We start from the raw sequence: 26,994 nt of genomic DNA, 5'->3' as shown, positions 1-26,994 counted from the left end.
AAACAGCGACTTTTGTCAATATAAAAAGGAGGAATATCCAATGAGAAACCTGAAGCGTGCTCTCAGCCTGGCTCTGGCTTCCGTTATGCTCCTGGGCATGATGGTCGTGGGTTCCAGCGCTAAGGGTATCGACGATTTCACTGACAAGGCCGAGATCGTCAATCAGGATGCCGTGGCGGTCACCTCTGCCATCGGCATGTTCGAGGGCTACGAGGACGGGTCCTTCGGCCCCGAGAACGTAGTCACCCGCGCCGAGATGGCGGTCATCATCTGCACCATGCTGTATGGCGCCGGTGTGAACGTCAACCAGTTCGCGGAGACCAATGTGTTCACCGACGTCCCCGCCTGGGCGCAGGGCTATGTGAACCTGTGCTCCAGCCTGGGCATCGTGGCCGGCGTGGGCGACGGCAAGTTCGACCCCAACGCCACTGTGACCACCGCGCAGGCCGTGCTGATGCTGTGCCGCGCCCTGGGCTACTTCCAGAGCGCCGCTGACTTCGGCAGTGACTGGATGCTGGCCGCCACCGCCAAGGGCACCGCTCTGGGCCTGTACGGCGACCTGAAGCTCACTGCCAACGCCGGGCTGACCCGCGACAACGTGGCTGAGCTGGTGTTCAATGCCCTGACCAAGGCCGTGCCTGTCCAGTACAACGAGCTGCTGGGTGTGTACTACAACGAGAACCAGGGCATCATCTACTCCCTGGAGTTCAACTACCTGCAGACCCTGGGCTACAAGAACTTCGACCTGGTGTACCGCACCGACACCGAGACCATCTATGGCCGTCCCGCCACCACCTGGGGCACCGGCTCTTACAACGCCCGCACCGATGCCGGCACCACTCAGAAGGACGAGTATCTGACTGAGAACGGCGGCCTGATCGCCGACAAGGTCCGGATGCTGGACAAGGACGAGATCATCACCGTCCCCAACACCCCCGACTACATCTACACCAACGGCACTGATGAGTCTGACGTGTATGCTGATCTGGGTGCTGCCGTGTGCAATGACGCCCGCGGCCAGCAGGCTGACGAGGAGTACACCTGGACTGCCTTCATCAACGGTGAGGAGCAGGATGATGAGATCATCCCCGGGAAGAATGTTGATGAGAAGTGGGAGTACACCGACAAGGGCGCTGTCGTGGAGATTTACATCGACGACTACACCCTGGACGTGACCGTGGTGGAGATCAACTACTACCTGGGCGAGGTCTCCAACGTGAAGACCGATGATGACGACGCTGACTACATCACCGTCCGCGCTCTGTCTGAGGAACCCAGCCTGGACGACAACACCTTCTACACCACCGATTTTGCTGAGGACGACTATGTGGTCTTCACTGTGGACTTCAACGAGGACGAGGACTTCTACATCTGCGAGCTGATGGCCCCCGAGACCGTCACCGGCCAGGTCACCCGCGTCCAGAATGAGGACAACAGCGAGAATACCTATGTGCGTCTCAGCGGTGATGACGGCAAGTACTACTACACCGCTCTGGATACCCACATGGTCTATGATGTGAGCGATCCTTCCTGGGGCGATAAGCACCCCGAGCTGAACGTGGAGTACGTTCTGTATCTGACCCCCGAAGGCTATGTTCTGGGCTTTGAGCCCGCTGAGGAGTCCATCGATCAGTACCTGTATGTGGACGACTCCGACGAGGAGCTGAAAGACTGGGTGGCCCGCGTGTACCTGCCCGACGGCACCACCGCCAAGGTGGACGTGAAGAGCAAGGTCCGCGACCTGCCTGAGCTTGAGGCCGGCGACTTCTGGCCCACCAACTTCAACTCCAATGGCTTCGATGCCGATGACGAGATCCAGTGGGTCAAAAAGGACGAGAAGACCGTCAGCGGCATTGACAACCTGATCTGGAAATACTCTGTGAGCAATTCTGACGTGTACACCCTGACCTATGCCGAGGATCAGTACTACTATGACGGCGCTGAGATTCACAACGGCAAGGCCTACATCGACGCCGGCGACGAGGACTTCAAGCTCATCGTGGACCGCAAGACCATCTTCGTGGATGTGAACGGCGAAGTGGCCTATACCGGCTATGACGAGGTCCCCAATGTGGAGAACGCCGAGATCGCCTATGTCCTGGACGGCGACAACAACGAGAAGGCGGATGGCAAGATCGCCGAGGTCGTCTTCATCCTGGACGGCGAGATCTATGACGACAACGCCACCTATTTCGTCCTGGCCGACACAGACCGCGAGTCCGGCGACTATGACGATGACGACTACTACTGGGAGTATGAGAACGCCTATGTGGACGGCCAGAAGCAGAGCGTGTTCGTGACCTATGACGCCGTGAACGATCTGTACGGCAGCCCCAGAACTGTCCTGAAGGAAGGCGTGCTCTATAAGGCCACCCAGACCATCGAGGACGGCCAGTACATCTCCAAGCTGGAGGAGGCCGCCGCTAAGGTGAGCGGCGAGCCCACTGCCGTCGGCGACAATGCCTTCTGGATCGACGATGCCAACGATAAGGAGCACAAGTTCGACACCGACGAGGAGACCATCTATGTCACCGTCCGCAAGCTGGTGGACGTGAAGGGCAATGTGGAGTGGAAGATCGACGATGGTGACATCGACGATCTGAAGGACCTGAAGTCCGACAAGAACACCACCTACTCCGCCAAGGATGCCTGGGTCATGAAGACCGTTGATGACGAGACTGCCCGTCTGGTGTACATCTTCTGGACTGAGACCGAGAAGGGCGACACCCGCGATATCACCTTCACCGGTTCCGACTTCACTGTGAAGTCCGAGTCCGCCACCACTTCTGTGGACGGCAAGGTGGCCACTGTCAACGACAAGGGCATGGATGCCAAGTTCTCTATCAGTGCTGCTGACGGTTATGACTTGGTCTCCGTGAAGCTGGAAGACGGCACCGTGCTTACAGCCAAAGACGGCGTCTACACCATCAAGAACGTCACCAAGGACATGAAGGTCGAGGTGACCACCAAGGCCATCGTGAAGGCTGACGGCACTGTGACTCTAAACGGTGACGGCACCATCACTGTGACCTACGAGGGCAAGATGCCCGCTCTGGAGGCGGCCATTGCGGCCATCGAGAAGAAGCTGGCTGACGAGGGTTACAAGAACGTGACCATCAGCAAGGCCGGCTCCGCCTATACCTTCAGCGGCCAGGATAAGCTGGGCTATGACAGCAAGTTCACCTGGGATGTCGACACTGATCTGGTCGAGGTCATCACCTACACCCTGAACGGAAAAGAGACGACCGCTCCCGCAGGCGAGACGATCACGTACACTTCTAACTGGATCGTGGTGAACGGCAAGGGTGTTCAGACTGATGTCATCCCTGAGGCTGGCGATGTGATCGACACCGACATGTTGGCGATCACTGTGGATGGAGGAAAGCCTGAGTACATCAAGAATGGCTCCACCTACACCGTTGAGGCGAAGGATGGCTCCACCACCGCCAAGATCGGCGCTGACTATGTGGCCTATGGCGATGCGAGCGCCGCCCTGAATGCCGATACCGTCGTCACCACCGGCTTTGTGAAGTACACCATCATGAATGCGGATGATACCGAGTCCAGCAGCGATTACGTAGTTGCTGGCGAGGCTCCTGCCGCTGTGACCGGCGCAAACGGCACTGGCTTCATCTACACTGTGGGCGATGTTGATAAGGGCTATCTGGCATATAGTAGCGCTATCCCCGCTGCCGATATGACTGGCGATGTGGTCGTGTATCGTGGCTATGTTACTGTGACCTATGTTGACACTAATGACATTGGTATCACCGGTGAAGAGGTAGTCAAGTATAACGAGACTTCCCTCGAGGTGACCTATGGCGTGGGTGCTAGCAAGCAGGTGGGTGATTCCGCGACGGTTGCGATTGCTGGTACTAATGTTACCAGCGATAATGATACTTTCTCTGTTATTGCGACCGATATGGTGCGTGAGAATACTCTGACCATTGATCCTGCCAGCGGAAATGTTACCGTTACTGCTACGATTTCCTGAGTAGATTTCTCTGAAATTTAAACTACTACGGAATCATAGAGCACCCCTGGGCCGAAGCCCGGGGGTGCTCTTATTACGGCTCAGGCATCCGCGTCCAGCAGGGCCAGCAGGGTGTAGCGCTCCCCGGCAGCGTTTGCGGCAAGCACCGGGTCGTCATTGGCCAGTTCCCAGCTCACGGTGCTGCCCTCCCATACAGCCCGGGATTTGTTGTCCACGTTCCCGTACCGCAGATAGATGTAGGATTCCCCCTGGATCGCACACAAAAAGGTCACGATCCCGCCCATGATCAGCACCGCCGCCGGCCTGTGGGGAAAGGTGAAGCTGCGGCCGCCGCTCCACGTCCCCGTATAGGTGAGCATGTAGAGCTGGCAGTTGCTCGCTCTCAGCTCGTGGAGGGCCCTGTCGATCCTGGCGTTGTCCGCATTGAACTCGGTGCGCAATACCTGGTCCCGGCCCTCCCATTGATTCAGCTCATAATACTGTGTCTGTCCGCTTGCCATAAAAACTCCCTCCTGTTCTGACTGGGCCCGTCATATCCGGGCCCGTTCAAAACCGGAGGGAAACGCTGTTTTGTGAGATGTTTTGATACAAATTATGGAAGCTTGGCAGAACTATGCCCAGCTTACCTCCGCGGATACAGCACACCTTGGGCACTTTGCGGGTCATGCGCTGGGCGTCCCACCGCCGCCCCATCCACACCCCTGCTGAGATGGCGGGACGCCCTCTCAAAACGCATGGTCAAAAGCAATAGATGCTATGTGATATTGGTATTTGTCTTTTGTGCAGGTTTCTCGGATAATACAAGTACAAGACAGGCCGTTGGGAGGTGACACTGCCGCTGGACCCTCCCAGGGGAAAACGACGGGAGGTAACGGCATGAAAGTAATCGATCCATTTTTAGATGGAGAAGGAGTCTGGCAGGGGGACAGTCCCGGCACGATGCGCAAGCGATTCCAGTGCTTTGGCATCAAAAACTCGGTGGACTTCTGTTCCAATGTCACAGTGTACGCACCTGGGGAGGGGAGCGTGTTCCACAACCACCCCTCCTCTGAGGAGCTGAGCTATGTCATCAGCGGCTCCGGTGTGATCCAGGACATGGAGCAGAATGTGAAGGCCCATATCGATCAGGGAAAACTGATCCTGATAGACCGGGGTGAGATCCACCGGATCTTCAATGACGGAAGGGCGCCGCTGATCGTCCTTCTGGTCTGTACGGCGCACACTCCCATGCCGGAGGGCTGACCTGCACACAAGGAAATGAGGAGGTATAAAATGAAACTGCTGAAAAAAATCGACAAGAATCTGGAACGCTGGGTCATGTTTCTCCTGCTGGCGGGTATGACGCTGGTGCTGGGTATCCAGATATTCTGCCGCTTCGTGCTCAACAACTCGCTGACCTGGTCGGAGGAGCTGGCCCGCTTCATGTTTATCTGGAGCACCTTCCTCAGCATAGGGTTCTGTCTGAAGGAAGGGATCTCCCTGAAGATCGACACTCTGATCTCCCTCTTCCCCAAAAAGGTACAGGCGGTCATCCTGCTGTTGGGAGACGTTGTGATGACAGTCTTTTTCCTCTATCTGCTCCCCAGTGCCTGGGAGTTCGCCTACGCCTCAGTGGAAAACGGCCAGACCAGCGCCGCCTGCGGGATACCTATGTATTTTGTCCAGGGCTCCCTGATGGTGGGCTTTGCGCTGGCCGCATTCCGGGCGGCTCAGGGGGTATGGAGCAACCTGCGCACCCTGCTTCAGAAAGGAGATGAGTGAGTATGTCAGCCGTGGTCCTTTTTGTCCTGTTTTTTGTCATCCTGCTCTTCGGCCTGCCCATCTCGGTCACCATGGGCATCAGCTCCATCCTGCCCTGGGTCGTGGACAACACCTTCGCGGCCAATCTGGTCATGGTCCTGCGGCAGATGATGAGCGGCGTCAACAGCCTGACTCTGCTGGCCATCCCCATGTTTATGCTGTCCGGCACCATTATGGCCCGGGGCGGCATCTCCAAAAAGCTCTTTGACGTCTTTACTTATTTCGTGGGCAATGTGATCGGCGGCGTGCCCTGTGCCGTCATCATCACCTGCCTGTTCTACGGGGCTATCTCCGGCTCCGCCCCTGCCACAGTGGCGGCTGTGGGCGCCATGACTATCCCGGTCATGGTCAACCTGGGCTATTCCAAAGAGTTTTCCACCGCTGTGGTCACGGTGGCCGGCGGCCTGGGCTGCATCATCCCCCCCAGCATCCCCTTTGTGCTGTACAGCACCTCGGCGGGCACCTCCGTGGGCGATATGTTCATTGCCGGCATCGTGCCGGGCCTGCTGCTGGGCGGCCTGCTGATGATCTATGCGGTCTACTACTCCGCCCGCAGAGGGGAGGACCGGGTGCGCATCAAGGCGGTGATGGGGGAGCTGAGGGGACAGGGATTCCTCCGGCTGTTCCTGGACAGCTTCTGGGCGCTGCTCACCCCGGTCATCATCCTGGGGAGCATCTACGGCGGCATCGCCACTCCCACTGAGGCGGCGGTGATCTCGGTCTACTATGCCCTGTTCGTCAGCGTGTTCATTTATAAGACCATCAAGGTCTCGGAGATCCCCGCTGTTTTTATGGAGTCTCTGAAGACGATCGCCCCCATCCTCTTCGTGCTCTCCGCCGCCGTCTCCTTCGGCCGCGTGCTGGCCCTGATGAACGTGCCGCAGATGGTGGGTGCTTGGATCACATCCTCCTTCTCCAGCAAGTGGACGATCCTGCTGGTGGTCAACATCTTCCTGCTCTTCGTGGGCATGGTGATGGACGCCGCCCCGGCCATTCTGATCCTCACGCCTATCCTGGCGCCGGTCATGACCGCCATCGGGGTGGATCTGGTCCACTTCGGCATCATGATGGTGGTGAACCTGGCAGTTGGCTTTGTCACTCCTCCCGTTGGGATCAATCTGTTTGTCGCCAGCTCCATGACCAAGATCCCGGTGATCCGGATCGCAAAGGTCTCGCTGCCCTTTACCATACTGTTTGCCATCGGCCTAGTTCTGATCGTGATCTTCCCACAGATCTCGCTGTGCCTGATCCGCTGACTTCTGTTTCCTCTTCTCTTGCAGAAAGACGCTGCCCACTCTCCCCGGGCAGCGTCTTTCTGCTTTTCTATATATGCGGGACATCGCGCCCCTGTGCTGTGGGAACGGTTCAGGAGGGAAGCTCGCCCACCCGGTCCATAATGTAGTCCCGAAAATTTTTGACCACTGGCCGCAGGGTCTCCCCCTTGGGCCAGCACATGAACATGGGGCGGTGGAGCTCCGAATTCTCCAGCGTCAGGGGGACCACATCGTAGATGCTCAGCTCTGTCATTCTGGGCATGAGGGCCACGCCCAGACCAGAGGCTACAGCACTGGCCATCACCTTTTCCGTGTCCACCTCCTGGATAATGTTGGGGGTGAGCTGAAACCGGCGGAAGACGTCGTCTATCCAGTACCGGGTCCCGCAGTTATAGGTATAGGAGACCATAGGCTCCCGAATCAGATCCTGGAGCTTCACACTCCCGCGCAGAGCCAGGGGATGGCGGCTGGAGACCACGGCGACGATCTCCTCGTCAAAAATGTGAAAATATTCCAGTTGGTCGCTGTCCATTCGGGCGCCGAACCCCAGGTCGAGAGTCCGGTTGGCAAAGGCGTCAATGATCTTTGCCGCCTGCTTTTCACTGAACTCAAACTGGATGGCCCGGTTGTCCTCATTTTCGTAAAAGCCCTTGATCATATTGGGGATAAAGCGGTTGCTCACGGTGTAGGCCAGGGCAATGCGGATCTTGCCCATGTTGGGGTTGAGCATGTTTTTCAGCTCCTGGTTGGCCAGCTCCAGCTCCGCGGTGATCCGGTCCACATGGATCAGGAACTGCTTTCCGTATTCTGTGATATCAATATTCCGCCCCACCTTGAAGAAGAGAGGGACGCCCAGCTCACGCTCCAGATCCCCGATGGAATGGCTCAGGCTGGATTGGGCGACCAGGAGCTGTTCTGCGGCTTTGGTATAGTTTTTCAGCCTGCTGATGGCCTGAAAGTAATACAGCTGCTGAAGATTCATGTCAGCGGTCCCTCCCCGGAATTTGGGTCAAATTTTGTCTAAAATTATTATAGCACCCCTTTTTCCACAGCGTCAAGACAGGAAAAAGTCCCAAAAAGAACCAAAAAGAAAGGTATGTTCAAAACCGATCTCTGGTATGTGATACCGGTATTGGAATTCTGAAAAGGGCTCTGATAAGATTGAGTCATCAGAACAAGCGGCCGCCTCAGGCGGCGAGTCAAATCAGGAAGGGAGAATTCAAATGAACACCACAAAAAAACTGATCAGCTTGACCCTCGCAGCAGCAATGTCTCTGTCTCTGGCAGCCTGTGGAGGAGGGGGGACCTCCGCGGGTTCCACCCCACCCCCGTCCGGCTCCAGCACAGGCTCCGGCGCCGTTCAGAGCGTGGCGGATTACGACATCCAGCCTGAACTGGACAGCTCTGTGGACTACACCCAGGGCGACTCCTACTCCTTCATCATTGCCACCGACGGCGCCGAGGACCGCGTGGACGGCCTGTTGGTCCATTACATGGCGGATCAGCTTAACGCTATCACCGGCGGCCGCATCCAGCTGCAGATGTATTTCAACGGCTCCATGGGGACCGACACTGAGCTGTGCGAATCTACACAGGCCGGTGATGTGGCCTTCTTCCTGGGGTCCACCGCATTCACCGCCAATTTCGTCCCTGAGCTGAATGCCATTGATCTCCCTTTCCTCTATCAGGATGCCCAACAGTTCCGGGATACCATGGACGATGAGACGGTCTTCCGCTTCTACGAGGAGAAATACCAGGATAAAGGCTTTGAGCTCATCGGCTTCTTCGACCAGGGCATGCGTCAGATGACCAGCAACATCAAGGTCCAGTCCCCTGACGACATGCAGGGACAGAAGATCCGGGTCATGGAGAACCAACTGCACATCTCCATCTGGCAGGCGCTGGGCGCCAACCCCACCCCTATGGCCTTCTCTGAGGTCTATATGGCGCTGCAGCAGGGCACCATCGATGCCCAGGAGAACCCCTTTGAGGTCATCTACGCCAACCGCCTGTATGAGCAGCAGGACTATGTGATCCTGACAAACCATCTGCCCGCATCCCACAACCTGTTGATCAGCCAGGTCGTCTACAACGGCCTGAGCGATACAGACAAGGAGCTGATCATGGCTGTGGGCAAGGCCGCCATTCAGTATTCCAGAGAACAGTGCGACGCCCGGCTCTCTGAGCGTATGGACTTGGTGGCTCAGACCGGAACCGAGATCGTGGAACTCCCCGCCGACGTTCTGGAGCAGCTGCGGGACAAGTGCTCCGGTGTCTATGACGAGGTCCGCGCCACCTACGGCGATGAGCTGGTGGACATGCAGATCAGCACCGCTGAGAAATACGCCTGAGCGGAACGTCTGAGATAGAAACTGTTCGTCCTCCGGGGAGCGGGCACCGCGGGCCCCGTTTCCCGGAGGATGATATCTTAGGAGGCAACTGATGAAACACCTTTACTCCCTGGTCCATTTGACAAACATCAGCTGTCCGCCCCCGGAGATGATCCGGGTGGCGGCCAGGGCGGGCTATGATGCGGTCAGCCTGCGGACCATCCCCATGGGGCTGCCGGGGGAGCGTCCCTATGACATCGCAAAGGATCCCCATCTGCTTCGTGAGACCCGTCGGGCCGCTCAGGAGACAGGCATCCTGCTACACGATACAGAGAATGCCCGCATCGCGGCTGGAGTGGATGTGCAGGACTATGAACCGGCGCTGGCGGCCGCAGCAGAGCTGGGCATCCGGCACATCCTGACCAACATCTGGACCCCGGACCGCTCATTTTATACCGATCAGTTCTGCCGGCTGTGTGAGCTGGCCGCCCGATATGAGCAGACGGTCAGCGTGGAATTCGTCACATGGGCCAGTGTCACCGATCTCCGTCAGGTCAGGCAGCTGCTCCTGGACTCCGGCAAAGAGAACGTGGGCGTGGTGGTAGACTGCCTGCACTTTTACCGCTCCCGGGTCCAGCTGCATGAGCTGGAGGAGTGCCCCCAGAGCTGGTTCCATTACGCGCACCTGTGCGACTGTGAGGCTCCAATTCCCACAGATGAGGCGGCACTGATCCACACCGGCCGGGCGGAACGCCTGTATCCCGGGGAGGGTGCAATCCCCATCGCGGAGATCATTTCCAGGATCCCGCAGGTGGTGTGCGGTGTGGAAGTGCCCCACCTGACAAGAGTGGAAAAGATAGGCTATGAGACCCATGCCAGACGGGCCCTGGAAGGGGCAAAGGCATGTCTAGGGGAGCAACGATAAGACTGGAGGGATATGCAATGAAGCGATATGAACATAAAGTTGTGCTGATCACTGGCGCGGGGGATATCGCCGGCGCCACTGCCCGGCGGCTGCTGTCTGAGGGCGGAAAAGTGGCGCTGACCGATTTTTCCCGGGAGGCACTGGACCAGGAGGCCAGGATGCTGAAAGAGGAAGGCTGGGATGAGGACCGGGTGATGACCATCCCGGGCGACGTCCGAAGCTTGGAGGACTGCCAGGCCGCCGCAGCCGAAGTAAAGGAAAAGTGGGGCAGGATCGACGTCTTGGTAGCCACGGCAGGTATCCTCCGTCACTTTCCCATCGATGAGCTGACAGAAGCCCAGTGGCAGGATGTGATCGACATTAACTTGACAGGGGTCTATCATTCGGTGAAAGCGGTGGTCCCCGCCATGAAGGAGCAGAACTACGGCCGGATCGTACTGATCTCCTCCATTGGGGGCCGCACGGGCCGCCCGGGGGTGGGGGTGAATTACGCTGCAGCAAAGGCTGGGATCAACGGCATGGCCATGTGCCTGGGATATGAGCTGGGCCCCTGGAACATTACCGTGAACAGCGTAGCGCCTGGGCCGCTGAAGGGGAAAATGTTCCTCTCTCTCTCTCAGGATAAGGTGGATAAGCTCTCTGCGGGTGTCCGCATCCCGAGACTGGGAGAGCTGGATGACATCGCCGGCGCCATCGCATACCTGGGCAGCGATGACGCATCCTGGACCACTGGTGAGGTGCTGGATGTGAACGGAGGCCTGCAATACTGACCGCTCCAGAACCGTGGGCCCCACGAGAGGTCACTCCTGCGGGATACGCCTGCAGAACGCAAAAAGGTCCCCGTCCATTTTCACAATGGACGGGGACCTTTCGGTGTGAAAAGGGCTGGGCTCAGCCGTTGCTCTGAGCCTGGGCCAGGGCAACCAGACCGCTGCTGCCGATACGGTCGGCCCCCAGTTCCAGGTAGGTCTGGGCCTCCTCCAGGGTGCGGATGCCGCCGGCCGCCTTGATCCTCACATCGGGGCTGCAGTGCTCCCGGAACAGCTTCACATCCTCATAGGTAGCGCCGCCGGTAGAGAAGCCAGTGGAGGTCTTGATAAAGTCTGCTCCGGACATGGAGACGATACGGCACATGGCCTGCTTCTCCTCACAGGTCAGCAGGCAGGCCTCCACGATGACCTTCAGGATACGTCCCTTACAGGACGCTTTGACCGCCTTGATCTCCTCCAGCACCCCCTCCCAGTCGCCGCTCTTCACCAGGCCCAGATCAGCCACCATGTCGATCTCGTCCGCTCCCCCGCGGATGGCGTCCTCGGTCTCGAACACCTTGACCTCAGGAGTGGAGTAGCCGTTGGGGAACCCCACCACGGTGCATATCTTCAGCTGATTGCCCACATAGGCGGCGGCCCGCTTCACATAGCGGGGCGGGATGCAGACGGAGGCAGTGCGGCAGGTGAGGCCCTCGTCACAGACCGTCTTGACCTGGTCCCAGGTGGCGGTGGGGGTCAGAAGTGTGTGATCCACGTGGCGAAGCAGTTCGCTGTAATCCATATTCTATGATCTCCTTCCTGTATGGGGCGCAGAGATACCCATTTTCGGCTGTTTTCTCTCTATTTTACCCTATGGCGCGGCGATTGTCCAGCCCCGGGGCCGGTCATTCAGAAAGAAGGGGCCGGAGGATCTCCTCCGGCCCTTATTTGCGCCTGTACAGTCTATGAGGCGCCAACTGAAAAGATTCCTGGCCGCTGACGCCGTTACAGAGCCGCCTTCAGTGCCTCTGCCCGGTCGGTCTTCTCCCAGGACAGGTCCAGGTCGTCCCGCCCAAAGTGCCCATAGGCCGCCAGCTGGCGGTAGATGGGGCGGCGCAGCCCCAGATCCCGGATGATGGCAGCCGGACGCAGGTCAAAGACTTGTTCCACTGCGTCGGAGAGCTGTTCGTCCGGCACCGTTCCGGTGCCGAAGGTATCCACGCGGACGGAGACGGGGCGGGCCACACCAATGGCATAAGCCAGCTGGACCTGGCAGCGCCGGGCCAGCCCGGCGGCCACCACGTTCTTCGCCACCCAGCGGGCGGCATAGGCGGCCGACCGGTCCACCTTAGTGGGGTCCTTGCCGGAGAAAGCGCCGCCTCCGTGGGGAGCACTGCCGCCGTAGGTGTCCACGATGATCTTCCGCCCGGTGAGGCCGGAGTCTCCCTGAGGACCGCCGATGACGAACCGGCCGGTGGGGTTGACGTAGATCTTGGTCTGATCGTCCAGCAGCTCGGCAGGGATGATAGGCTTGATGACCAGCTGGATCATATCCTGCCGGATCTGGTCCAGGGACGCCTCCGGCCCGTGCTGGGTGGAGACCACCACCGCGTCCACCCGCAGGGGGCGGTTCTCTCCGTCATACTCCACCGTGACTTGGGTCTTGCCATCAGGGCGCAGGTAGTCCACCAGTCCCTCCTTGCGGACCTGGGTCAGACGGCGGGCCAGCCGCTGGGCCAGAGAGATGGGCAGCGGCATCAGCTCGGGGGTCTCGTCGCAGGCGTAGCCGAACATCATGCCCTGGTCCCCAGCCCCGTTGTCCAGGCCGTCGTCCTGGGTGCCCTCCTTGGCCTCCAGACACTTGTCCACGCCCATGGCGATGTCGGGGGACTGCTCATCGATGGAGGTGACCACCGCGCATGTGTCACAATCAAAGCCGAACTTGGCCCGGTCATAGCCGATCTCCTTCACAACCTGTCGGGCGATCTTTGGGATGTCCACATAACAGGAGGTAGTGATCTCCCCCATCACGTGGATCAGGCCGGTGGACGCCGTGGTCTCACAGGCCACCCGGGCGTCCGGGTCCTGGGCCAGGATGGCGTCCAGTACCGCATCTGAGATCTGGTCGCAGATCTTGTCAGGATGGCCCTCGGTCACTGATTCAGAGGTAAACAGTCGCTTTGCCATAATATTTCGTCCTTTCTTCTGTCGGGGGGATGAAAAACGCTCCGCCGAGGCGGAGCGTCAGAGTCCATGCACCCTCATCTTTCGATACACTACCGCCGGATTTGGCACCTTGCGGAACGCAGGTTGCCGGGCTTCATCGGGCCGTTCCCTCCACCACTCTTGATAAGGCTATTCAGTTTGTAAAAATCATTCTATCAGATTTTGTAGATTTGTCAATGGAAAGATCAAGATCCGCCGCAGTTTTTTACAGTGTCTTTGCCAGCTCGGAGATGATGTCCACGCACCGCTGGATGCCGATGATTCCGCTGTCCAGAGAGAGGTGGTAGTTCTGGGACATGCCCCAATCCCCGTCGGTATAGTGCTTGTAGTAGACGCGGCGCCTCTTGTCCTTCTCCTCCAGGCGTTTTTCCGGGCTCTTCTCGCTGGAGCCGTACAGGCGCACGATACGGTCCGCCCGGGCCGCCATAGAGGCGTGAATGAATACGTTGAGACAATCCTCCCGTTCCCGCAGGATATAATCGGCACACCGGCCCACGATGACGCAGGGCTCTTTTTCCGCAAGGCTCCGAATGACCCTGCACTGAATGGCCCAAAGAAAATCATTGGCGGACATTCCCTCCATGGCTCCCTGGGACCCCCGGGCAGCAAAACCAAAAGAGAGCCAGTTTTTGGAGGGGGCATACTCGCCAGCCTGTTCAATGTACTTCTCATCAAAGCCGGTCTCCACCGCGACCTGGCGGACCAGCTCCTTGTCATAATAAGAATATCCCAGCTTCTGTGCCACCTCCTTGCCGATGGTGCGCCCGCCGCTGCCAAACTCACGGCTGATCGTAATGATTCGTTTGCTCATACTATCGTCCTCCTACAACACCGGATCTTGAGACTATTGGCCACAGAAAAGATATGCACTGAGGCATACCCTTCAGAAAAGGTACACTGTATTTCCGAAAACTCCGATTCTTTTGTGTGCCCCCTAGGGGGCGAAAACCTCTACACACAAACAAAAACCGAAATTAGAGATTTTTAATGATTATACTATGCCAATGCAGGTTTTTCAAGTGTACAGGGAATACACCGTTGTAACGACAGATGTAAAAAAGCAAAATGTCTACCAAAAGTCTACCAAAAAAGGGCGGCAGGGGCCTGGAGTTTCAGGGCCTCGCCGCCCCTCCTGTTTTCATGTGTCTACCAAATGTCTACCAGGGAAACTTTTTGGGTAGAATCTCGGGGATTTTTCCCCTGATCTCTCCCTTTTTATAACCAATTCCTCCTGTGTCAGAAGTGTTGTACAGGCATAGTGGGCCGAAATGTTCTGGAAAAGGCCCGGTTTGTCAGAAAACAGCGACTTTTGTCAATATAAAAAGGAGGAATATCCAATGAGAAACCTGAAGCGTGCTCTCAGCCTGGCTCTGGCTTCCGTTATGCTCCTGGGCATGATGGTCGTGGGTTCCAGCGCTAAGGGTATCGACGATTTCACTGACAAGGCCGAGATCGTCAATCAGGATGCCGTGGCGGTCACCTCTGCCATCGGCATGTTCGAGGGCTACGAGGACGGGTCCTTCGGCCCCGAGAACGTAGTCACCCGCGCCGAGATGGCGGTCATCATCTGCACCATGCTGTATGGCGCCGGTGTGAACGTCAACCAGTTCGCGGAGACCAATGTGTTCACCGACGTCCCCGCCTGGGCGCAGGGCTATGTGAACCTGTGCTCCAGCCTGGGCATCGTGGCCGGCGTGGGCGACGGCAAGTTCGACCCCAACGCCACTGTGACCACCGCGCAGGCCGTGCTGATGCTGTGCCGCGCCCTGGGCTACTTCCAGAGCGCCGCTGACTTCGGCAGTGACTGGATGCTGGCCGCCACCGCCAAGGGCACCGCTCTGGGCCTGTACGGCGACCTGAAGCTCACTGCCAACGCCGGGCTGACCCGCGACAACGTGGCTGAGCTGGTGTTCAATGCCCTGACCAAGGCCGTGCCTGTCCAGTACAACGAGCTGCTGGGTGTGTACTACAACGAGAACCAGGGCATCATCTACTCCCTGGAGTTCAACTACCTGCAGACCCTGGGCTACAAGAACTTCGACCTGGTGTACCGCACCGACACCGAGACCATCTATGGCCGTCCCGCCACCACCTGGGGCACCGGCACCTACAACGTCAAGACCGAGGCCGGCAGCACCAGCAAGACCGATAATCTGACCGAGAACGGCGGCCTGATCGCCTCCAAGGTCCGCATGCTGGACAAGGACGAGATCATTACTGTTCCCAACGCCCCCACCTACACCTATACTTCCGGCCAGGATATCGACGAGGTCTACAAGGACCTGGGCAAGTCTGTGTGCACCCTGCGCGACAATGCCAAGGACGAGGGCTACACCTGGACTGCCTATGTCAACGGCAAGGAAGATAAGGACGTGGATGACAACATCCCCACCTCCAAGGACGACTCCACCTGGAAGTACACCGGCAAGGGCACCGTCACCGAGATCTACATCGACGACGCCGACGCCACTGTGACCGTGGTCGAGATCAATTACTATCTGGGCCAGGTCTCCAAGGTGAAGAGCGATTCCAAGGGCGAGTATGTCACCGTGAAGGCCATCTCCACCGAGCCCAAGCTGGACGACAACGACTTCTATGCTGAGGGCTATGAGGAGGACGACTACGTTGTCTTCACCGTGGACTACAACGAGGACGAGGACTTCTACATCTGCGAGCTGATGGCTCCCGAGACCGTCAACGGCGAGGTCACCCGCGTGGAAAAGGATAAGGACGCCGAGACCGGCAAGGGCGAGACCGGCGAGACCTATCTGAAGCTGGCCGATGGTGCCAAGTACAGCTACTCCGGCGACGGCCACATCGTCTATGATCTGGACGACGACAACGTGAAGGCCCACCCCGCTCTGAACGAGCAGTACACCCTGTATCTGGATCCCAACGGCTATGTGCTGGGCTTCGTGCAGGAGACCGGCAGCACCCAGTACCTGTACGTGAAGGACTCCGACGAGGAGCTGCGTGACTGGGTCGCCAAGGTCGTTCTGGCTGACGCCACCTCTGTCAAGGCCGACCTGGACGATGAGTACAAGGACGGCAAGGACAAGGTCAAGATCGACTGGGTAGATAAGGACCAGGACAAGAAGGATAAGACCAACATCGACGAGAAGGTCTGGGCCTACACCGTGGGTGAGGACAAGATCTACACCCTGAAGGCTGTGGATTCCAAGACCATGACCAACGCCGAGATCAACAACGGCAAGGCCTATATCTCCGACGGCAAGAACGACTTCATCGTGGACAAGAAGACCGTGTTTGTGGACGTGGAGGGCGAGACCGCCTATACCGGCTACAATGAGGTGCCCGATGTGGACAATGCCACCCTGGCCTATGTGCTGAGCACCAAGAACGGCAATGTGGCTGAGATCGTCTTCATCGTGGACGGCGATGTTTATGACAGCGCCAGCACCTACTTCATGCTCAGCAAGACCACCCGCGAGTCCCTGAAGTACGACGGCGACTACTACTGGGAGTACACCAACGCCTATGTCAACGGCGTGAAGCAGTCCGTGTACGTGGACCAGGATCTGGGCGCCCTGGAGGTCGGCCATCTGTACAAGGCCACCAAGACCGTGGATGAGAAGTACATCACCGGCATTGAGGATGTGGAGCTGAAGGACAACACCGTCAACGCCCGCGGCGACGGCGCCTTCTGGCTGACCACCGTGGAGGATGCCAAGGTGAAGTATGACGTGGACGACGACACTGTCTTTGTCTATGTGGATGTGGAGCCCAAGAACGGTGAGAATCTGTCCAAGGGCTACGACTACACCATTACCGACGGCGATGTAAAGGACATGTATGTGGGCACCGAAGAGGAGACCTACGACGGCGTGAAGTTCGACTACATGACCTATGTCACCGTCGTGAAGGACAGCAACGACCACAACACCGCGGATCTCGTCTACATTATCCACAAGCCCGTGGTGGAGATGGTGAAGGTCACCCTCGCGCTGACCAACGCCACCGTGACCGTCAACGGCGTGGAGTACACTGAGAACGGCAGCATCAGCGTTAAGAAGGGCACTGAGCTCAACTGGACCGCTAAGGCCAAGGAGGGCTACACCCTGACTACCCCTGCTTCCGGCAAGGTGACTGCCAATTCTGATACCACCATCACCGCTACCGCTAACGCTGGCACCCTCAGCGTCAAGGTCGAGGGTCATGCTGCTGCCAACCCCACAAGCATTACTGCGAACCAGGCCGCTGACATCACTGTGACTGCCGAGAAGGGTTACACCATCACCGATGTGACTTGCGCTCAGGCTGCTAAGATCAAGAGCAACGGCGACGGCACCTGGACTGTCAGCGTTCCCGCTGGCACCGAGGATATTGCCATCAAAGTGGACACTGAGGCTGTGAGCTATACCCTGAACTTTGCCGCTTCCGGTGTTTGGGATTTTGAAGTCAAGGACGCCAAGGGCCAGACCGTGAATGATGGCGGCGAGGTGATCGTCGGTGAGACCTACACCTTCAAGGCCACCGAGAAGACTGCTAGCGATACTCACAATGGCGCCCGCGAGTTCCGTGTCGATGGAGCTGCTGTCTGTGATGCCAAGCTGACTGCCGAGGGCAAAAATGCCGTCGTGAAGTCTGTCAAGGTCACTGCTTCCGAGGCTGATTTCAAGCTGGCCCAGAAGCTGGCTGTTGTCGATGGCAAGCTGTACACCGAGGAAGCCTGCCAGAATGAGCAGTCGGTTGCCCCCAACCAGGAGACCACTCTGTACTACATTGAGAGCGCTGCCGTCAAGGCTGTGCTCGAGGGCGAGTACACTGTGGTGGCTGACGACGACGGCGTGCTGACGCTTGATATCGGTCAGAAGCGCTGATTAGAGTGAGATTCTGATTCACGCAATTTAACAGCCCCCCGGAGCATTTGCTCCGGGGGGCTCTCTCACTTCCCCTCCAGCTTATCCACCCGGGCAGACAGGGCGTTGATATCACTGCGCAGCTTATCCAGTACCGCATTGAGAACGCTGGGACTGACGATCAGATCCCGCATGGCTTTCAGCGCCCCGTCGATCTTTTGATTATCCGCGTTAAACTCCGTCCGGAGCACCTGGTCCGCAGCCTCCCATTGATTCAGCCCATAATACTGCGTCTGTCTGCTTGCCATAAAAAATCCCTCCTGTCCTGACTGGGCCCGGCAGATCCGGACCCGCTCAAAACCGGTGGGAAAGAGCTTTTTGTGAGACGTTTCAATACAAATTATGGAAGTAAAGCAGAACTATGCCTATTTCTGCCCCGCCTGTGCAGGATGTCCAGGGATCATGGAGGCGGCCTATCCTTCGTGAGAGGCGCCACTTCCCAGATACACGTCCCCGGAAATGATGTGATCCAATTTTATTCCGCCGCCTGCGGGTGCAGGAACTCCTTGCGGGACGGCTCTTTCCACAAGCTGACCGGGCCCGCTCCAAAGGAGCGGGCCCGGTGTCCGGCCTGTCTTTTCAGTCTTTGAGGCTCTCGGCCCAGGCGGCGTACTTGGCCACCTTTCCGTCGCACTCCTCCTTGTCGGCGCCGTTGGCCAGGATATAGACCTTGACCTTGGGCTCGGTGCCGGAGGGACGGACGATCAGGCTGGTGCCGTCGGCCATCTCATAGCGCAGGACGTTGGAACCGGTGAGCTCCATCTGAGACCTGGCGCCGGTCGCTGTCTCCACCACGCTGCCGTCCTTGTAGTCCTTCTGCTGCTTTACCGCCACACCGGCGATCTCCGCCGGGGGCTGCTCCCGCAGGCCGGCCATCAGGTCAGCCATCTTCTTCAGCCCGTCCAGGCCGGGCATGACCAGGTTCATGGTGCGCTCGCCATAGTAGCCGTATTTCTTGAACAGGGCCTGGAGGGCGTCATACAGGGTCATGCCCTGGGAGGCATACCAGGCCGCCATCTCGGTCAGCTCCACCGAGGCGGAAACGGCGTCCTTGTCCCGGACATAGTCCCCCAGCATGTAGCCGTAGGACTCCTCATAAGAGAAGATGACCTTCCCCGCACCGGAGCTCTCCAGTTCGTCCTTCTTCTCCGCCAGGAACTTGAAGCCGGTGAAGGTGTCATAGCACTGCAGGCCGTTGACCTCGGCCACCTTGCGGGCCATCTCGGTAGTGACGATGGTCTTGAGGGCCACGGGCTTGTCGGGCATCTTGCCGGTGCGGCGCTTGGCCCCGATCAGGTAGTCCAGCAGCAGCACGCCGGTCTGGTTGCCGGAGATGACCACGAAGTCGTCCTCCTTGGTGCGCACCATGATGCCCACCCGGTCGGCGTCCGGGTCAGAGCCCAGGATGAAGTCTGCGCCGTGCTCCTTGGCCAGCTCCACCGCCAGATAGAACCCCTCCGGGTTCTCCGGGTTGGGGGAGACCACAGTGGGGAAATCGCCGTCGATGACCATCTGCTGGGGCACGCAGATCACGTGCTTCATGCCCAGGCGCTTGAGGGCCTCGGGGATCAGCTTATAGCCGGTGCCGTGGAAGGGGGTGTACACCATGGTGAAGGTGTCCGCCATCTGCTCCACCACCGCCTTGTCGTTCACCTGCTCCATCACGTTGGCCAGGAACTTCTCGTCCGTCTCCGCCCCCATCAGCGTGATCCTGCCCTGGGCCACGGCCTGGTCATAGTCCATGGTCTTGACGCAGTCGAACACGTCCAGCTCCTTCATCTTCCGGGCCACCTCGTCGGCGTGCTTGGGGGGCAGCTGGGCACCGTCCTGCCAGTAGACCTTGTAGCCGTTGTACTCCTTGGGGTTGTGACTGGCGGTGACGTTGATACCGGCGATGCAGCCGTACTCCCGCACCGCGAAGGACAGCTCCGGGGTGGGACGCAGGGACTCGAACAGGCGCACGGGGATGCCGTTGCCCGCCATGACACAGGCGGCCTCCCGGGCAAAGACGTCGGAGTTGTTGCGGCAGTCGAAGCAGACGGCCACCCCCCTGGCGGCGGCCTGGGGCCCCTCCTCCAGGATGACCTGGGCAAAGGCCTGGGTGGCGTGGCGGATGACATGGACATTCATCCGGTACAGCCCCACCCCCATGGTGCCCCGCAGGCCTGCGGTGCCGAAGGAAAGCTGATCAAAAAAGCGGGATTCGATCTCCTTGTCATCGCCCTGGATGGATGCCAGCTCTGCCTTCTCGGCGGCCGAGAGGGCCGGGCTGTTCAGCCATGCATGATAAGCATCAAGATAGGACATATCGTAGGACCTCCAATCAATAAAATCCGCTGGGACATGCTGTTGTGGACATTGTACCACAGGCAGGCATGAATTTCCAGCGGATTTTTGGACGGATCCACGGTGAGCATGTTTTCAGGCCCGGGACCCTGTCATTTGTGGTAGCTGGAGCCCTCCCGGATCTTGAAGGCCCGGTAGAGCTGTTCCAGCAGCATGACCCGGGCCAGGTGGTGGGGGAAGGTCATGGGGGACATGGACAGCTTGACCCAGGACTCCCCCTTCAGGCGCTCCGCCAGGCCGTAGGAGCCGCCGATGACAAAGGCCAGGTGCTTGGCGGAGCTGTGCTCCCAGGTCCCCACCAAAGCGGACAGCTCCTCGCTGGAGCGCAGCCTGCCCTCCACGCACAGGCACACCAGGCTGGTGCTGGGGGGCAGCTTGGCCCGGATGGCCTGGCTCTCCTTCTCCAGGGCGGCGTCGATCTGCGCCTGAGAGGGGTCCTGGGGCAGCTTCTCCTCAGGCAGCTCCACCAGGGTGAGCCTGCAGTAGGGGGACAGGCGCTTGATGTATTCGGCACAGGCCTCCTGATAGAACTTCTCCTTCAGCTTGCCCACACAGATCAGATAGACGCTCAGCACAGGGATGCCTCCCTTGCCGGAAAGGCCCGGAGAGCTCCGCCCCGCTCCAGCCGGTACAGCGCCCCGCACTCCGACCGGGGGGCTACCGCCAGGGTGATGTCCTCCTCCGGCCGCACCCCCAGGGCGGACAGGCGGCGGGAGACCACCTCTCGGGCCCGGGCTGGGGTATTGTTCTCGGAGGACAGGTGGGCCAGCAGGATGGTCCGGGTCCCGGCCAGGGCAGCCCGGCCGGCCAGCTCGGCCCCCGCCTCATTGGACAGGTGGCCGAAGTCCCCCAGGATGCGCTGCTTCAGGGCGTAGGGATAGGGGCCGGAGCGGACCCAGTCCTCGTCGTGATTGGTCTCACACACCAGCAGGTCCGCCCCCCGCGCCGCATCCCACACCTGGGGGGTCAGGTGGCCCAGATCGGTGGCCAAGGCCATCCGCGCCCCGCCGCCGGTGACGGCGTAACCCACACTGCCCGCGGCGTCGTGGGGGGTGGAGAAGGACTCCACCCACAATTCCCCCAGCTGGAAGCCGGTGCCGGCCTCCAGCGCCCGGCCCAGCTGCGCCAGTGCTGGGACTTTTCGCTCCAGGCGGTCCAGAGTGGGGGCGGTGGCGTAAACGGGCACCCCCAGCTGCTTGGTCAGGGTGGCCAGACCGGAGACGTGGTCGGTGTGCTCGTGGGTGACCAGCACCGCGCTGAGCCGGGTGGGATCGGCCCCCAGCGCCTTCAGGGCAGAGGTGATCCGGCGGGCGGAGATGCCCGCGTCCAGCAGAACATAAGTAGAGCCGCAGCAGATCAGCAGGGAATTCCCGCTGGAGCCGCTGGCCAGAGTACACACTTCCATGTGCCGCCTCCCGGAGAAAGAGTGGCGCCCCCCAGGGCGCGAAAACGGGCGGCGGCAGATCGCCGCCGCCCGGAGCATGTGCAAAGGTCAGCCCGCCTGGGTCTGGGCCTCGTCGTCGGGCAGGAAGAGCACCTGGATCTTGGCCCCCACGCCGGACAGCTTCTCCACCAGGGTCTCGTAGCCCCGCTCGATGTGGTACACCCCGTCGATCTCCGTGGTGCCCTGGGCAGCCAGACCGGCGATCACCATGGCTGCCCCGGCCCGCAGGTCACAGGCGTGGACCGGCGCGCCGGTCAGGGCGGGGACCCCCTCGATGACGGCCACCTTGCCGTCCACCTGGATCTTGGCCCCCATGCGGCGGAACTCGTCCACATAGCGGTAGCGGTTGTCCCACACGCCCTCGGTGAGCACGCTGGTCCCCTGGGCCAGGCACAGGACCGCGGCGATCTGGGGCTGCATGTCAGTGGGAAAGCCGGGATAGGGCATGGTCTTCACATTGGTGCGGGTGATGGGGCCGGAGCGGCGGACCAGCACCGCGTCGTCCTGCTCCTCCACATCCACCCCCATCTCCACCAGCTTGGCGCTGATGCAGTCCAGATGCTTGGGGATGACGTTCTTCACCAGCAGCTCGCCCCCGGCGGCAGCCACCGCGGCCATATAGGTGCCCGCCTCGATCTGGTCGGGGATGATGGAGTAGGAGCCGCCCCGCAGGCGCTGGACGCCCCGCACCTTGATGACATCGGTGCCGGCGCCCATGATGTCGGCCCCCATGGAGTTGAGGAAGTTGGCCAGGTCCACGATATGGGGCTCCTTGGCGGCGTTCTCGATAACGGTCATGCCCTCCGCCAGGGCGGCGGCCAGCATGATGTTCATGGTGGCGCCCACGGAGACGATGTCCAGATAGACCTGCCCGCCGGCCAGGCAGCCCCGGCCGGGGACCTGGGCATAGATCAGGCCGTTGCGCACGTCCACCTCGGCCCCCATGGCCACAAAGCCCTTGATGTGCTGGTCGATGGGCCGTCCGCCCAGATTGCACCCGCCGGGCAGGGGCACCTCTGCCCAGCCGAAGCGGCCCAGCAGGGCCCCCACCAGATAATAGCTGGCTCGGATCTTCCGGGCCAGCTCATAGGGGACCTGACGGTTCCGAATGTGGGAACAGTCGATCTCCACCGTGGTGCGGTTGATGGTGCGCACGTCCGCCCCCAGCTCCCGGAGGATCTGGAGGATCAGGGTCACATCGCTGATCTGGGGAACATTTTCAATGCGGCAGACCCCGTCCACCAGCAGGGCGGCGGGGATGATGGCGACAGCGGCGTTCTTGGCTCCGCTGATCTCAATGGTTCCATGGAGCGGATGTCCGCCCTCAATCAAATATTTGGTCAAAGCTGCACCCTCTTCAAACGTAATGAGGTCCTTATGTCTATACGGCAAAATGCCATAAGTAGTCCAAACAGGTCCCGCCTGTGGGCGGTCTGATACAACTATATTGTAACACTATTATATCCAAAAGGCAAATAAAATTACATTTGCGTGAAAAGTGTGTAAAATCGGTCCAAAGGCCGGAAACATTTTCCCGATTCTTAAACAGAATCCACAAAGGGACCATCCTGGCTGCCGGAAAAGCGGGCCCTGGCCCGGGGGAGCAGCTGGTCCAGGCTGGACTCCTCCTGCCGCTCCAGCAGGTCGCCGATGAGCTGATTGGACACCAGAAAGCCCTTGGGCGTCAGCCGCCACCGGCCGCCGGCCTGCTCCGCCCAGCCCTGGGCCTGGAACTGGCGGAGCCGGGTCTCCAGGGGGGCAAAGTCCATGAAATAGGCGCTGCGGTACTCCCACTCCTCGATTCCCTGGGCGGTACGCAGCCGGAGCATCAGGTACTCGCCCCCCCGCTCCCGCTGGGGGATGAGCTCCTCGCTGTCGATGATCTCCCCGCCCTTGAGCACGCCGTCGATGTACCGGTCCAGGTCCCGGACAAAGGAGTACCGCCGCCCGCCGAAGTCGGAGTGGGCACCGGGGCCGAAGCCGATATAGGGCCGGGTGAGCCAGTAGCGCAGATTGTGCCGGGACTCATAGCCCGGCTTGGCGAAGTTGGAGATCTCATACTGGGGGTAGCCGGCCCGCTCCAGCCGGCCCACGGTCCAGAGGTACAGGTCTGCCTGCTGGTCGTCGTCGGGCAGGATCTCCCCCTCCGCCGCCCGGCGGGCCAGAGGGGTGCCCTCCTCCACCTTCAGTCCGTAGCAGGACAGGTGCTGGGGGATCAGGGACAGGGCGTGCTCCACCGTAGCCTTCCAGCTGTCCATGGTCTGGCCGGGCAGGCCGTAGATCAGATCCAGAGAGACGTTGTTCAGCTTGGCCTTCCGGGCGGCCGCCACCGCCTCGTCCACCTGTCGGACGGTGTGGGGGCGGTGGACGGACTCCAGCTCCTGGGGGCAGCCGGACTGCATCCCCAGGGACAGGCGGTTGACCCCCGCCTTCCGCAGGCGGCGCAGGGCACGCAGGTCCACGCTGTCAGGGTTTGCCTCCACCGTGATCTCTGCGTCCTTCTCCACCTGAAAAAGCTTGCTCAGGGCGGAGAGAAGCTCCTGGATGCGCCGGGCCCCGTACCAGCTGGGGGTGCCCCCGCCGAAATAGATGGTGTCTACCGGGATGCCCTGGGCCAGGGGCGCAGTCTCCCGGATGTGGGCCAGCAGCGCCTTCTGATAGGCGTCCATCCGGTCCTCCCGCCCCGCCAGGGAGTAGAAGTCGCAGTAGTCGCACTTGCTCCGGCAGAAGGGGATATGGATGTAAATGCCCAGCTTGTCCGCCTGTCCGGTCTGTCTCTGTCTCATGGGGCCGCCCTCCTTATGATCTCAAAGGTATTATAGCGGAGCTGAGCCCAGTTGCAAGGGGCAGGCAGAAATTTTGTGGACCCGGACAGGGCAGGCGGCGGAAGGGAGGGCACTTTTTCATCAAATATGCTCCGCCGCCGAGGCTGGCATGAAAGGGCGGTCCCGCCCTGCGGGGCGGGACCCTTTTGGGAGCATCCTGCGGATGGAGGCGGGCGGGGCAAGCTCTTGCCTCCTCCGCCCCAGAAGTGCTCCAAGATCTGGTCCCCAGAAAAAAGAAGGACAAAATAGTAAAGCCTGCTTGACACAAAATGTAAAGCGTGCTATACTCTGGATGTAAAGCAAGCTAAACATTTTTGCGTGAGGAGGACCGCCGTGAAAAACCGCATCGCTCAGCTCCGAAAGGAGCGGCGCATCACCCAGGAGGAGCTGGCCGACGCTGTGGAGGTCACCCGGCAGACCATCATCTCCCTGGAAAACGGGCGCTACAACGCCTCGCTGCTGCTGGCCCACAAGATCGCCAAATATTTCGGGAGCTCCATTGAGGAGATATTTCTGTTCGAGGAGGAAGAGACATGAAGAAGCTGAAACCGATCCTGCTCGCCGCCGCCGCGCTGGGCGGGCTGGCCCTGATGGCGTCGGCCGCCCTGCTGGATCTGCCCGGCGGGATCACCGGCCTGATGTGCGGCATGGGCGGAGCCCTGCTGGGCCTGGGGGGCTCCAGCGTGATCATGGGCGCCGTGGAGCGGCACATGTCCCCCCAGGAGCGGAAGGAGCTCCAGCGCAGCGAGACCGACGAGCGCAACATCGCCATCCGGGAGAAGGCCGCTCAGTCCAGCTGGTACTGGACCCTGTACCTGCTGTGGGTCCCCTTTGTGATCTCTCTGGTGCGGGGGGAGACGCTTTGGATCCTTCTCTCCTCCGCCGTAACGGTCCTCCACTGCGTCTTTTATATGGTCAATATGGGCCGCTGGGCCAAAAAGCTGTAAGGAGGAAAAATCATGCTCATAAAAACGACCGGACGGGGCCCTGACTATGGAAAAAATCTGATCCAGCGCCGCTGGGCATTCCTCGCCCTCCTGGCGGTGGGCGCGACGGGCCTGGTGTGCTATTTCTTCCTGGTGCCCGGCAGCGGCATCAGCGGCCACGCCCGAGGCTTTTATCTGGGGGGCGCCAGCGGCATCACCGGCGCCGCACTGGCCAACCTGCTGCGCAACGAGTGGATGCTCCGCCACCCGGAGCGGTGGAAAAAGGCCAGGATTCAGGAGACCGACGAGCGCAGCCAGCGTCTCACCGCCCAGGCGGCCCAGCTGGCGGGGGTGGCGACATTTTTTCTCCAGGCCCTGGCCGCCTTTGTCCTGGTGGCAGTGGACCCGATGCTGGTGAAGGTGCTGCTGGGCTCCATGCTGGCCTACATCCTGTTCTTCCTCGGCGCCCGGGCCGCCCTGGCCCGGCGGCGGTGAGAACTTTATCCCGGAAAGGAGGAAGCCCTGTGTCCCATCCAAACCCAATTCCACCCATGACGGAGGAGGAGCGCACCGCCTTCCGGTCCTTCCTGCTCCGCCGCTATGTCCTCAGCATCCTGGCCCTGGTCCTGGGCATCGCCGGGGCGGTGCTGCTCCTCCGCCGGGGTGTTGACGGGCCGCCCCTGATGGAGGCCGTCTGGGTCTGCCTGTTTGTCCTCTCCGGCGGGACCGCCGTGCTGGGGGGCAGGGCCTGGGGCCGGTATCAGACTCTGCTCACAGAGCCGGAGGCTATGGAACGGACCTGGCAGGCCCGCAGAGCCGGCCCCCAGACGGAGGCCGACCAGTCCTACCGCCGTGATGTGAGCCGGTCGGGCCGTCTGGGCCTCCTGCTCCTGGCCGCCGCCCTGCTACTCCTGCTCCTGGGCATTCCCCTTCAGGCCCAACTCACCGGGAGGGCGGCGGATGTGTATGGCCAGGTGATCTTCTGCCTGTTTCTGGTCGGCTTCAGCATGATGGCGGGGAGCTGGCACACCCTCGCCCGGCCGGAGGAGCTGCGCTCCGCCCGGGTGGCCCGCGACGACGAGCGCAGCCAGGAGATCGAGCTCCGGGCCGTGTGGAAGGCTGCCCGGGCTACCCAGACCGCCCTGTTCCTCGGTCTCCTGGCGGCCGGATGGCTCGGCTGGTCGGATGTGTCCCTGACCCTGTCCATCGTGCTGTTTTTCTACTTTTCCGCTCTGGCCGTCTTCCGCGCCCGGCTGTCCAAGCGGATGTGAGGGT

General features: G+C 60.3%; 23 protein-coding genes and 1 riboswitch. Of the genes, 12 read left to right on the top strand and 11 right to left on the bottom strand.

Annotated elements, in window-relative coordinates:
- Nucleotides 1–40 precede the first annotated feature (40 nt).
- Complete coding sequence (locus tag L9O85_RS01965) at nucleotides 41–3,994, top strand: S-layer homology domain-containing protein (protein ID WP_301579370.1); 3,954 nt, start codon at nucleotides 41–43, stop codon at nucleotides 3,992–3,994.
- An 80-nt stretch (nucleotides 3,995–4,074) separates the two neighbouring features.
- Here the strand turns inward: L9O85_RS01965 and L9O85_RS01960 are convergent, their stop codons facing one another.
- Entirely contained in the window at nucleotides 4,075–4,494 is a 420-nt protein-coding gene (locus L9O85_RS01960; protein WP_301579368.1) for a hypothetical protein, read from the bottom strand.
- Nucleotides 4,495–4,870: 376 nt separating this feature from the next.
- Between L9O85_RS01960 and L9O85_RS01955 the strand changes: the two genes are divergently transcribed.
- Genes L9O85_RS01955 through L9O85_RS01945 form a run of 3 tightly spaced genes read left to right on the top strand, consistent with a single transcriptional unit; the run spans nucleotide 4,871 to nucleotide 7,050 of the window.
- Nucleotides 4,871–5,236 (top strand): cupin domain-containing protein, encoded by a 366-nt coding sequence (locus L9O85_RS01955; RefSeq protein WP_077138677.1) that lies wholly within the window; start codon nucleotides 4,871–4,873, stop codon nucleotides 5,234–5,236.
- Between the two features lie 30 nt (nucleotides 5,237–5,266).
- On the top strand, nucleotides 5,267–5,755 hold the full coding sequence (locus L9O85_RS01950) for a TRAP transporter small permease (protein ID WP_050622819.1): 489 nt from the start codon (nucleotides 5,267–5,269) through the stop codon (nucleotides 5,753–5,755).
- Nucleotides 5,756–5,757: 2 nt separating this feature from the next.
- Complete coding sequence (locus tag L9O85_RS01945) at nucleotides 5,758–7,050, top strand: TRAP transporter large permease (protein WP_050622820.1); 1,293 nt, start codon at nucleotides 5,758–5,760, stop codon at nucleotides 7,048–7,050.
- Nucleotides 7,051–7,159: 109 nt separating this feature from the next.
- Here L9O85_RS01945 and L9O85_RS01940 read toward each other — a convergent pair whose 3' ends face one another.
- A complete protein-coding gene (locus L9O85_RS01940; RefSeq protein ID WP_050622821.1) occupies nucleotides 7,160–8,050 on the bottom strand; it encodes a LysR family transcriptional regulator in 891 nt (296 codons plus the stop codon).
- 241 nt (nucleotides 8,051–8,291) lie between these two features.
- Here L9O85_RS01940 and L9O85_RS01935 point away from each other — a divergent pair, with 241 nt between their 5' ends.
- From L9O85_RS01935 to L9O85_RS01925, 3 genes are all read left to right on the top strand, one after another.
- Nucleotides 8,292–9,419, top strand: coding sequence for a TRAP transporter substrate-binding protein (locus L9O85_RS01935; RefSeq protein WP_050622822.1), 1,128 nt, complete (start codon nucleotides 8,292–8,294; stop codon nucleotides 9,417–9,419).
- Nucleotides 9,420–9,510: 91 nt separating this feature from the next.
- Nucleotides 9,511–10,323: a sugar phosphate isomerase/epimerase family protein gene (locus tag L9O85_RS01930; RefSeq protein ID WP_276758687.1), complete on the top strand. Its 813-nt coding sequence runs from the start codon at nucleotides 9,511–9,513 to the stop codon at nucleotides 10,321–10,323.
- Between the two features lie 17 nt (nucleotides 10,324–10,340).
- Nucleotides 10,341–11,093 (top strand): SDR family NAD(P)-dependent oxidoreductase, encoded by a 753-nt coding sequence (locus L9O85_RS01925; protein ID WP_301579365.1) that lies wholly within the window; start codon nucleotides 10,341–10,343, stop codon nucleotides 11,091–11,093.
- Between the two features lie 121 nt (nucleotides 11,094–11,214).
- Here the strand turns inward: L9O85_RS01925 and deoC are convergent, their stop codons facing one another.
- The 3 genes from deoC to L9O85_RS01910 form a co-directional block, all read right to left on the bottom strand.
- On the bottom strand, nucleotides 11,215–11,874 hold the full coding sequence (deoC, locus tag L9O85_RS01920) for a deoxyribose-phosphate aldolase (RefSeq protein ID WP_301579363.1): 660 nt from the start codon (nucleotides 11,872–11,874) through the stop codon (nucleotides 11,215–11,217).
- Nucleotides 11,875–12,077: 203 nt separating this feature from the next.
- Nucleotides 12,078–13,259: a methionine adenosyltransferase gene (gene metK, locus L9O85_RS01915; protein WP_108979927.1), complete on the bottom strand. Its 1,182-nt coding sequence runs from the start codon at nucleotides 13,257–13,259 to the stop codon at nucleotides 12,078–12,080.
- A gap of 71 nt (nucleotides 13,260–13,330) precedes the next feature.
- Nucleotides 13,331–13,428, bottom strand: a riboswitch (SAM riboswitch).
- 75 nt (nucleotides 13,429–13,503) lie between these two features.
- Nucleotides 13,504–14,109, bottom strand: coding sequence for an AAA family ATPase (locus tag L9O85_RS01910; protein WP_108979928.1), 606 nt, complete (start codon nucleotides 14,107–14,109; stop codon nucleotides 13,504–13,506).
- Between the two features lie 526 nt (nucleotides 14,110–14,635).
- On the opposite strand from L9O85_RS01910, the gene L9O85_RS01905 reads away from it, so the two are divergent.
- On the top strand, nucleotides 14,636–18,139 hold the full coding sequence (locus L9O85_RS01905) for an S-layer homology domain-containing protein (RefSeq protein WP_301579361.1): 3,504 nt from the start codon (nucleotides 14,636–14,638) through the stop codon (nucleotides 18,137–18,139).
- A gap of 65 nt (nucleotides 18,140–18,204) precedes the next feature.
- Here the strand turns inward: L9O85_RS01905 and L9O85_RS01900 are convergent, their stop codons facing one another.
- The 6 genes from L9O85_RS01900 to hemW form a co-directional block, all read right to left on the bottom strand.
- Nucleotides 18,205–18,426, bottom strand: a complete 222-nt coding sequence (locus L9O85_RS01900; RefSeq protein ID WP_256183250.1) for a hypothetical protein — start codon at nucleotides 18,424–18,426, stop codon at nucleotides 18,205–18,207.
- Nucleotides 18,427–18,757: 331 nt separating this feature from the next.
- Nucleotides 18,758–20,485: a phospho-sugar mutase gene (locus L9O85_RS01895; RefSeq protein WP_108979963.1), complete on the bottom strand. Its 1,728-nt coding sequence runs from the start codon at nucleotides 20,483–20,485 to the stop codon at nucleotides 18,758–18,760.
- A gap of 131 nt (nucleotides 20,486–20,616) precedes the next feature.
- Complete coding sequence (locus tag L9O85_RS01890; RefSeq protein WP_108979964.1) at nucleotides 20,617–21,099, bottom strand: 23S rRNA (pseudouridine(1915)-N(3))-methyltransferase RlmH; 483 nt, start codon at nucleotides 21,097–21,099, stop codon at nucleotides 20,617–20,619.
- Nucleotides 21,093–21,929, bottom strand: coding sequence for an MBL fold metallo-hydrolase (locus tag L9O85_RS01885; protein WP_256183466.1), 837 nt, complete (start codon nucleotides 21,927–21,929; stop codon nucleotides 21,093–21,095). The genes L9O85_RS01890 and L9O85_RS01885 overlap by 7 nt, the downstream gene beginning before the upstream one ends.
- 87 nt (nucleotides 21,930–22,016) lie before the next feature.
- On the bottom strand, nucleotides 22,017–23,312 hold the full coding sequence (locus tag L9O85_RS01880; RefSeq protein WP_050622832.1) for a UDP-N-acetylglucosamine 1-carboxyvinyltransferase: 1,296 nt from the start codon (nucleotides 23,310–23,312) through the stop codon (nucleotides 22,017–22,019).
- Between the two features lie 197 nt (nucleotides 23,313–23,509).
- Nucleotides 23,510–24,754, bottom strand: a complete 1,245-nt coding sequence (gene hemW, locus L9O85_RS01875) for a radical SAM family heme chaperone HemW (RefSeq protein WP_301579358.1) — start codon at nucleotides 24,752–24,754, stop codon at nucleotides 23,510–23,512.
- Nucleotides 24,755–25,126: 372 nt separating this feature from the next.
- On the opposite strand from hemW, the gene L9O85_RS01870 reads away from it, so the two are divergent.
- The 4 genes from L9O85_RS01870 to L9O85_RS01855 are packed head-to-tail and all read left to right on the top strand — an operon-like array spanning nucleotide 25,127 to nucleotide 26,990.
- Nucleotides 25,127–25,330, top strand: a complete 204-nt coding sequence (locus L9O85_RS01870) for a helix-turn-helix transcriptional regulator (RefSeq protein ID WP_050622834.1) — start codon at nucleotides 25,127–25,129, stop codon at nucleotides 25,328–25,330.
- Nucleotides 25,327–25,740, top strand: coding sequence for a hypothetical protein (locus L9O85_RS01865; protein ID WP_301579356.1), 414 nt, complete (start codon nucleotides 25,327–25,329; stop codon nucleotides 25,738–25,740). The genes L9O85_RS01870 and L9O85_RS01865 overlap by 4 nt, the downstream gene beginning before the upstream one ends.
- 12 nt (nucleotides 25,741–25,752) lie before the next feature.
- Entirely contained in the window at nucleotides 25,753–26,214 is a 462-nt protein-coding gene (locus L9O85_RS01860) for a hypothetical protein (RefSeq protein WP_050622836.1), read from the top strand.
- Between the two features lie 29 nt (nucleotides 26,215–26,243).
- Complete coding sequence (locus L9O85_RS01855; RefSeq protein WP_301579355.1) at nucleotides 26,244–26,990, top strand: hypothetical protein; 747 nt, start codon at nucleotides 26,244–26,246, stop codon at nucleotides 26,988–26,990.
- Nucleotides 26,991–26,994 lie beyond the last annotated feature (4 nt).

The organism is Lawsonibacter asaccharolyticus (assembly GCF_022453915.1).
Taxonomy (GTDB): domain Bacteria; phylum Bacillota; class Clostridia; order Oscillospirales; family Oscillospiraceae; genus Lawsonibacter; species Lawsonibacter asaccharolyticus.
Note: the sequence above shows the minus strand (reverse complement) of the source record. Positions and strands in the feature narration are given on the sequence as shown.

Coding starts and splice junctions, on each gene's coding strand:
- L9O85_RS01965 (WP_301579370.1), top strand. CDS start 41: ATGAGAAACCTGAAGCGTGCTCTCAGCCTGGCTCTGGCTTCCGTTATG.
- L9O85_RS01960 (WP_301579368.1), bottom strand. CDS start 4,494: ATGGCAAGCGGACAGACACAGTATTATGAGCTGAATCAATGGGAGGGC.
- L9O85_RS01955 (WP_077138677.1), top strand. CDS start 4,871: ATGAAAGTAATCGATCCATTTTTAGATGGAGAAGGAGTCTGGCAGGGG.
- L9O85_RS01950 (WP_050622819.1), top strand. CDS start 5,267: ATGAAACTGCTGAAAAAAATCGACAAGAATCTGGAACGCTGGGTCATG.
- L9O85_RS01945 (WP_050622820.1), top strand. CDS start 5,758: ATGTCAGCCGTGGTCCTTTTTGTCCTGTTTTTTGTCATCCTGCTCTTC.
- L9O85_RS01940 (WP_050622821.1), bottom strand. CDS start 8,050: ATGAATCTTCAGCAGCTGTATTACTTTCAGGCCATCAGCAGGCTGAAA.
- L9O85_RS01935 (WP_050622822.1), top strand. CDS start 8,292: ATGAACACCACAAAAAAACTGATCAGCTTGACCCTCGCAGCAGCAATG.
- L9O85_RS01930 (WP_276758687.1), top strand. CDS start 9,511: ATGAAACACCTTTACTCCCTGGTCCATTTGACAAACATCAGCTGTCCG.
- L9O85_RS01925 (WP_301579365.1), top strand. CDS start 10,341: ATGAAGCGATATGAACATAAAGTTGTGCTGATCACTGGCGCGGGGGAT.
- deoC (WP_301579363.1), bottom strand. CDS start 11,874: ATGGATTACAGCGAACTGCTTCGCCACGTGGATCACACACTTCTGACC.
- metK (WP_108979927.1), bottom strand. CDS start 13,259: ATGGCAAAGCGACTGTTTACCTCTGAATCAGTGACCGAGGGCCATCCT.
- L9O85_RS01910 (WP_108979928.1), bottom strand. CDS start 14,109: ATGAGCAAACGAATCATTACGATCAGCCGTGAGTTTGGCAGCGGCGGG.
- L9O85_RS01905 (WP_301579361.1), top strand. CDS start 14,636: ATGAGAAACCTGAAGCGTGCTCTCAGCCTGGCTCTGGCTTCCGTTATG.
- L9O85_RS01900 (WP_256183250.1), bottom strand. CDS start 18,426: ATGGCAAGCAGACAGACGCAGTATTATGGGCTGAATCAATGGGAGGCT.
- L9O85_RS01895 (WP_108979963.1), bottom strand. CDS start 20,485: ATGTCCTATCTTGATGCTTATCATGCATGGCTGAACAGCCCGGCCCTC.
- L9O85_RS01885 (WP_256183466.1), bottom strand. CDS start 21,929: ATGGAAGTGTGTACTCTGGCCAGCGGCTCCAGCGGGAATTCCCTGCTG.
- hemW (WP_301579358.1), bottom strand. CDS start 24,754: ATGAGACAGAGACAGACCGGACAGGCGGACAAGCTGGGCATTTACATC.
- L9O85_RS01865 (WP_301579356.1), top strand. CDS start 25,327: ATGAAGAAGCTGAAACCGATCCTGCTCGCCGCCGCCGCGCTGGGCGGG.
- L9O85_RS01860 (WP_050622836.1), top strand. CDS start 25,753: ATGCTCATAAAAACGACCGGACGGGGCCCTGACTATGGAAAAAATCTG.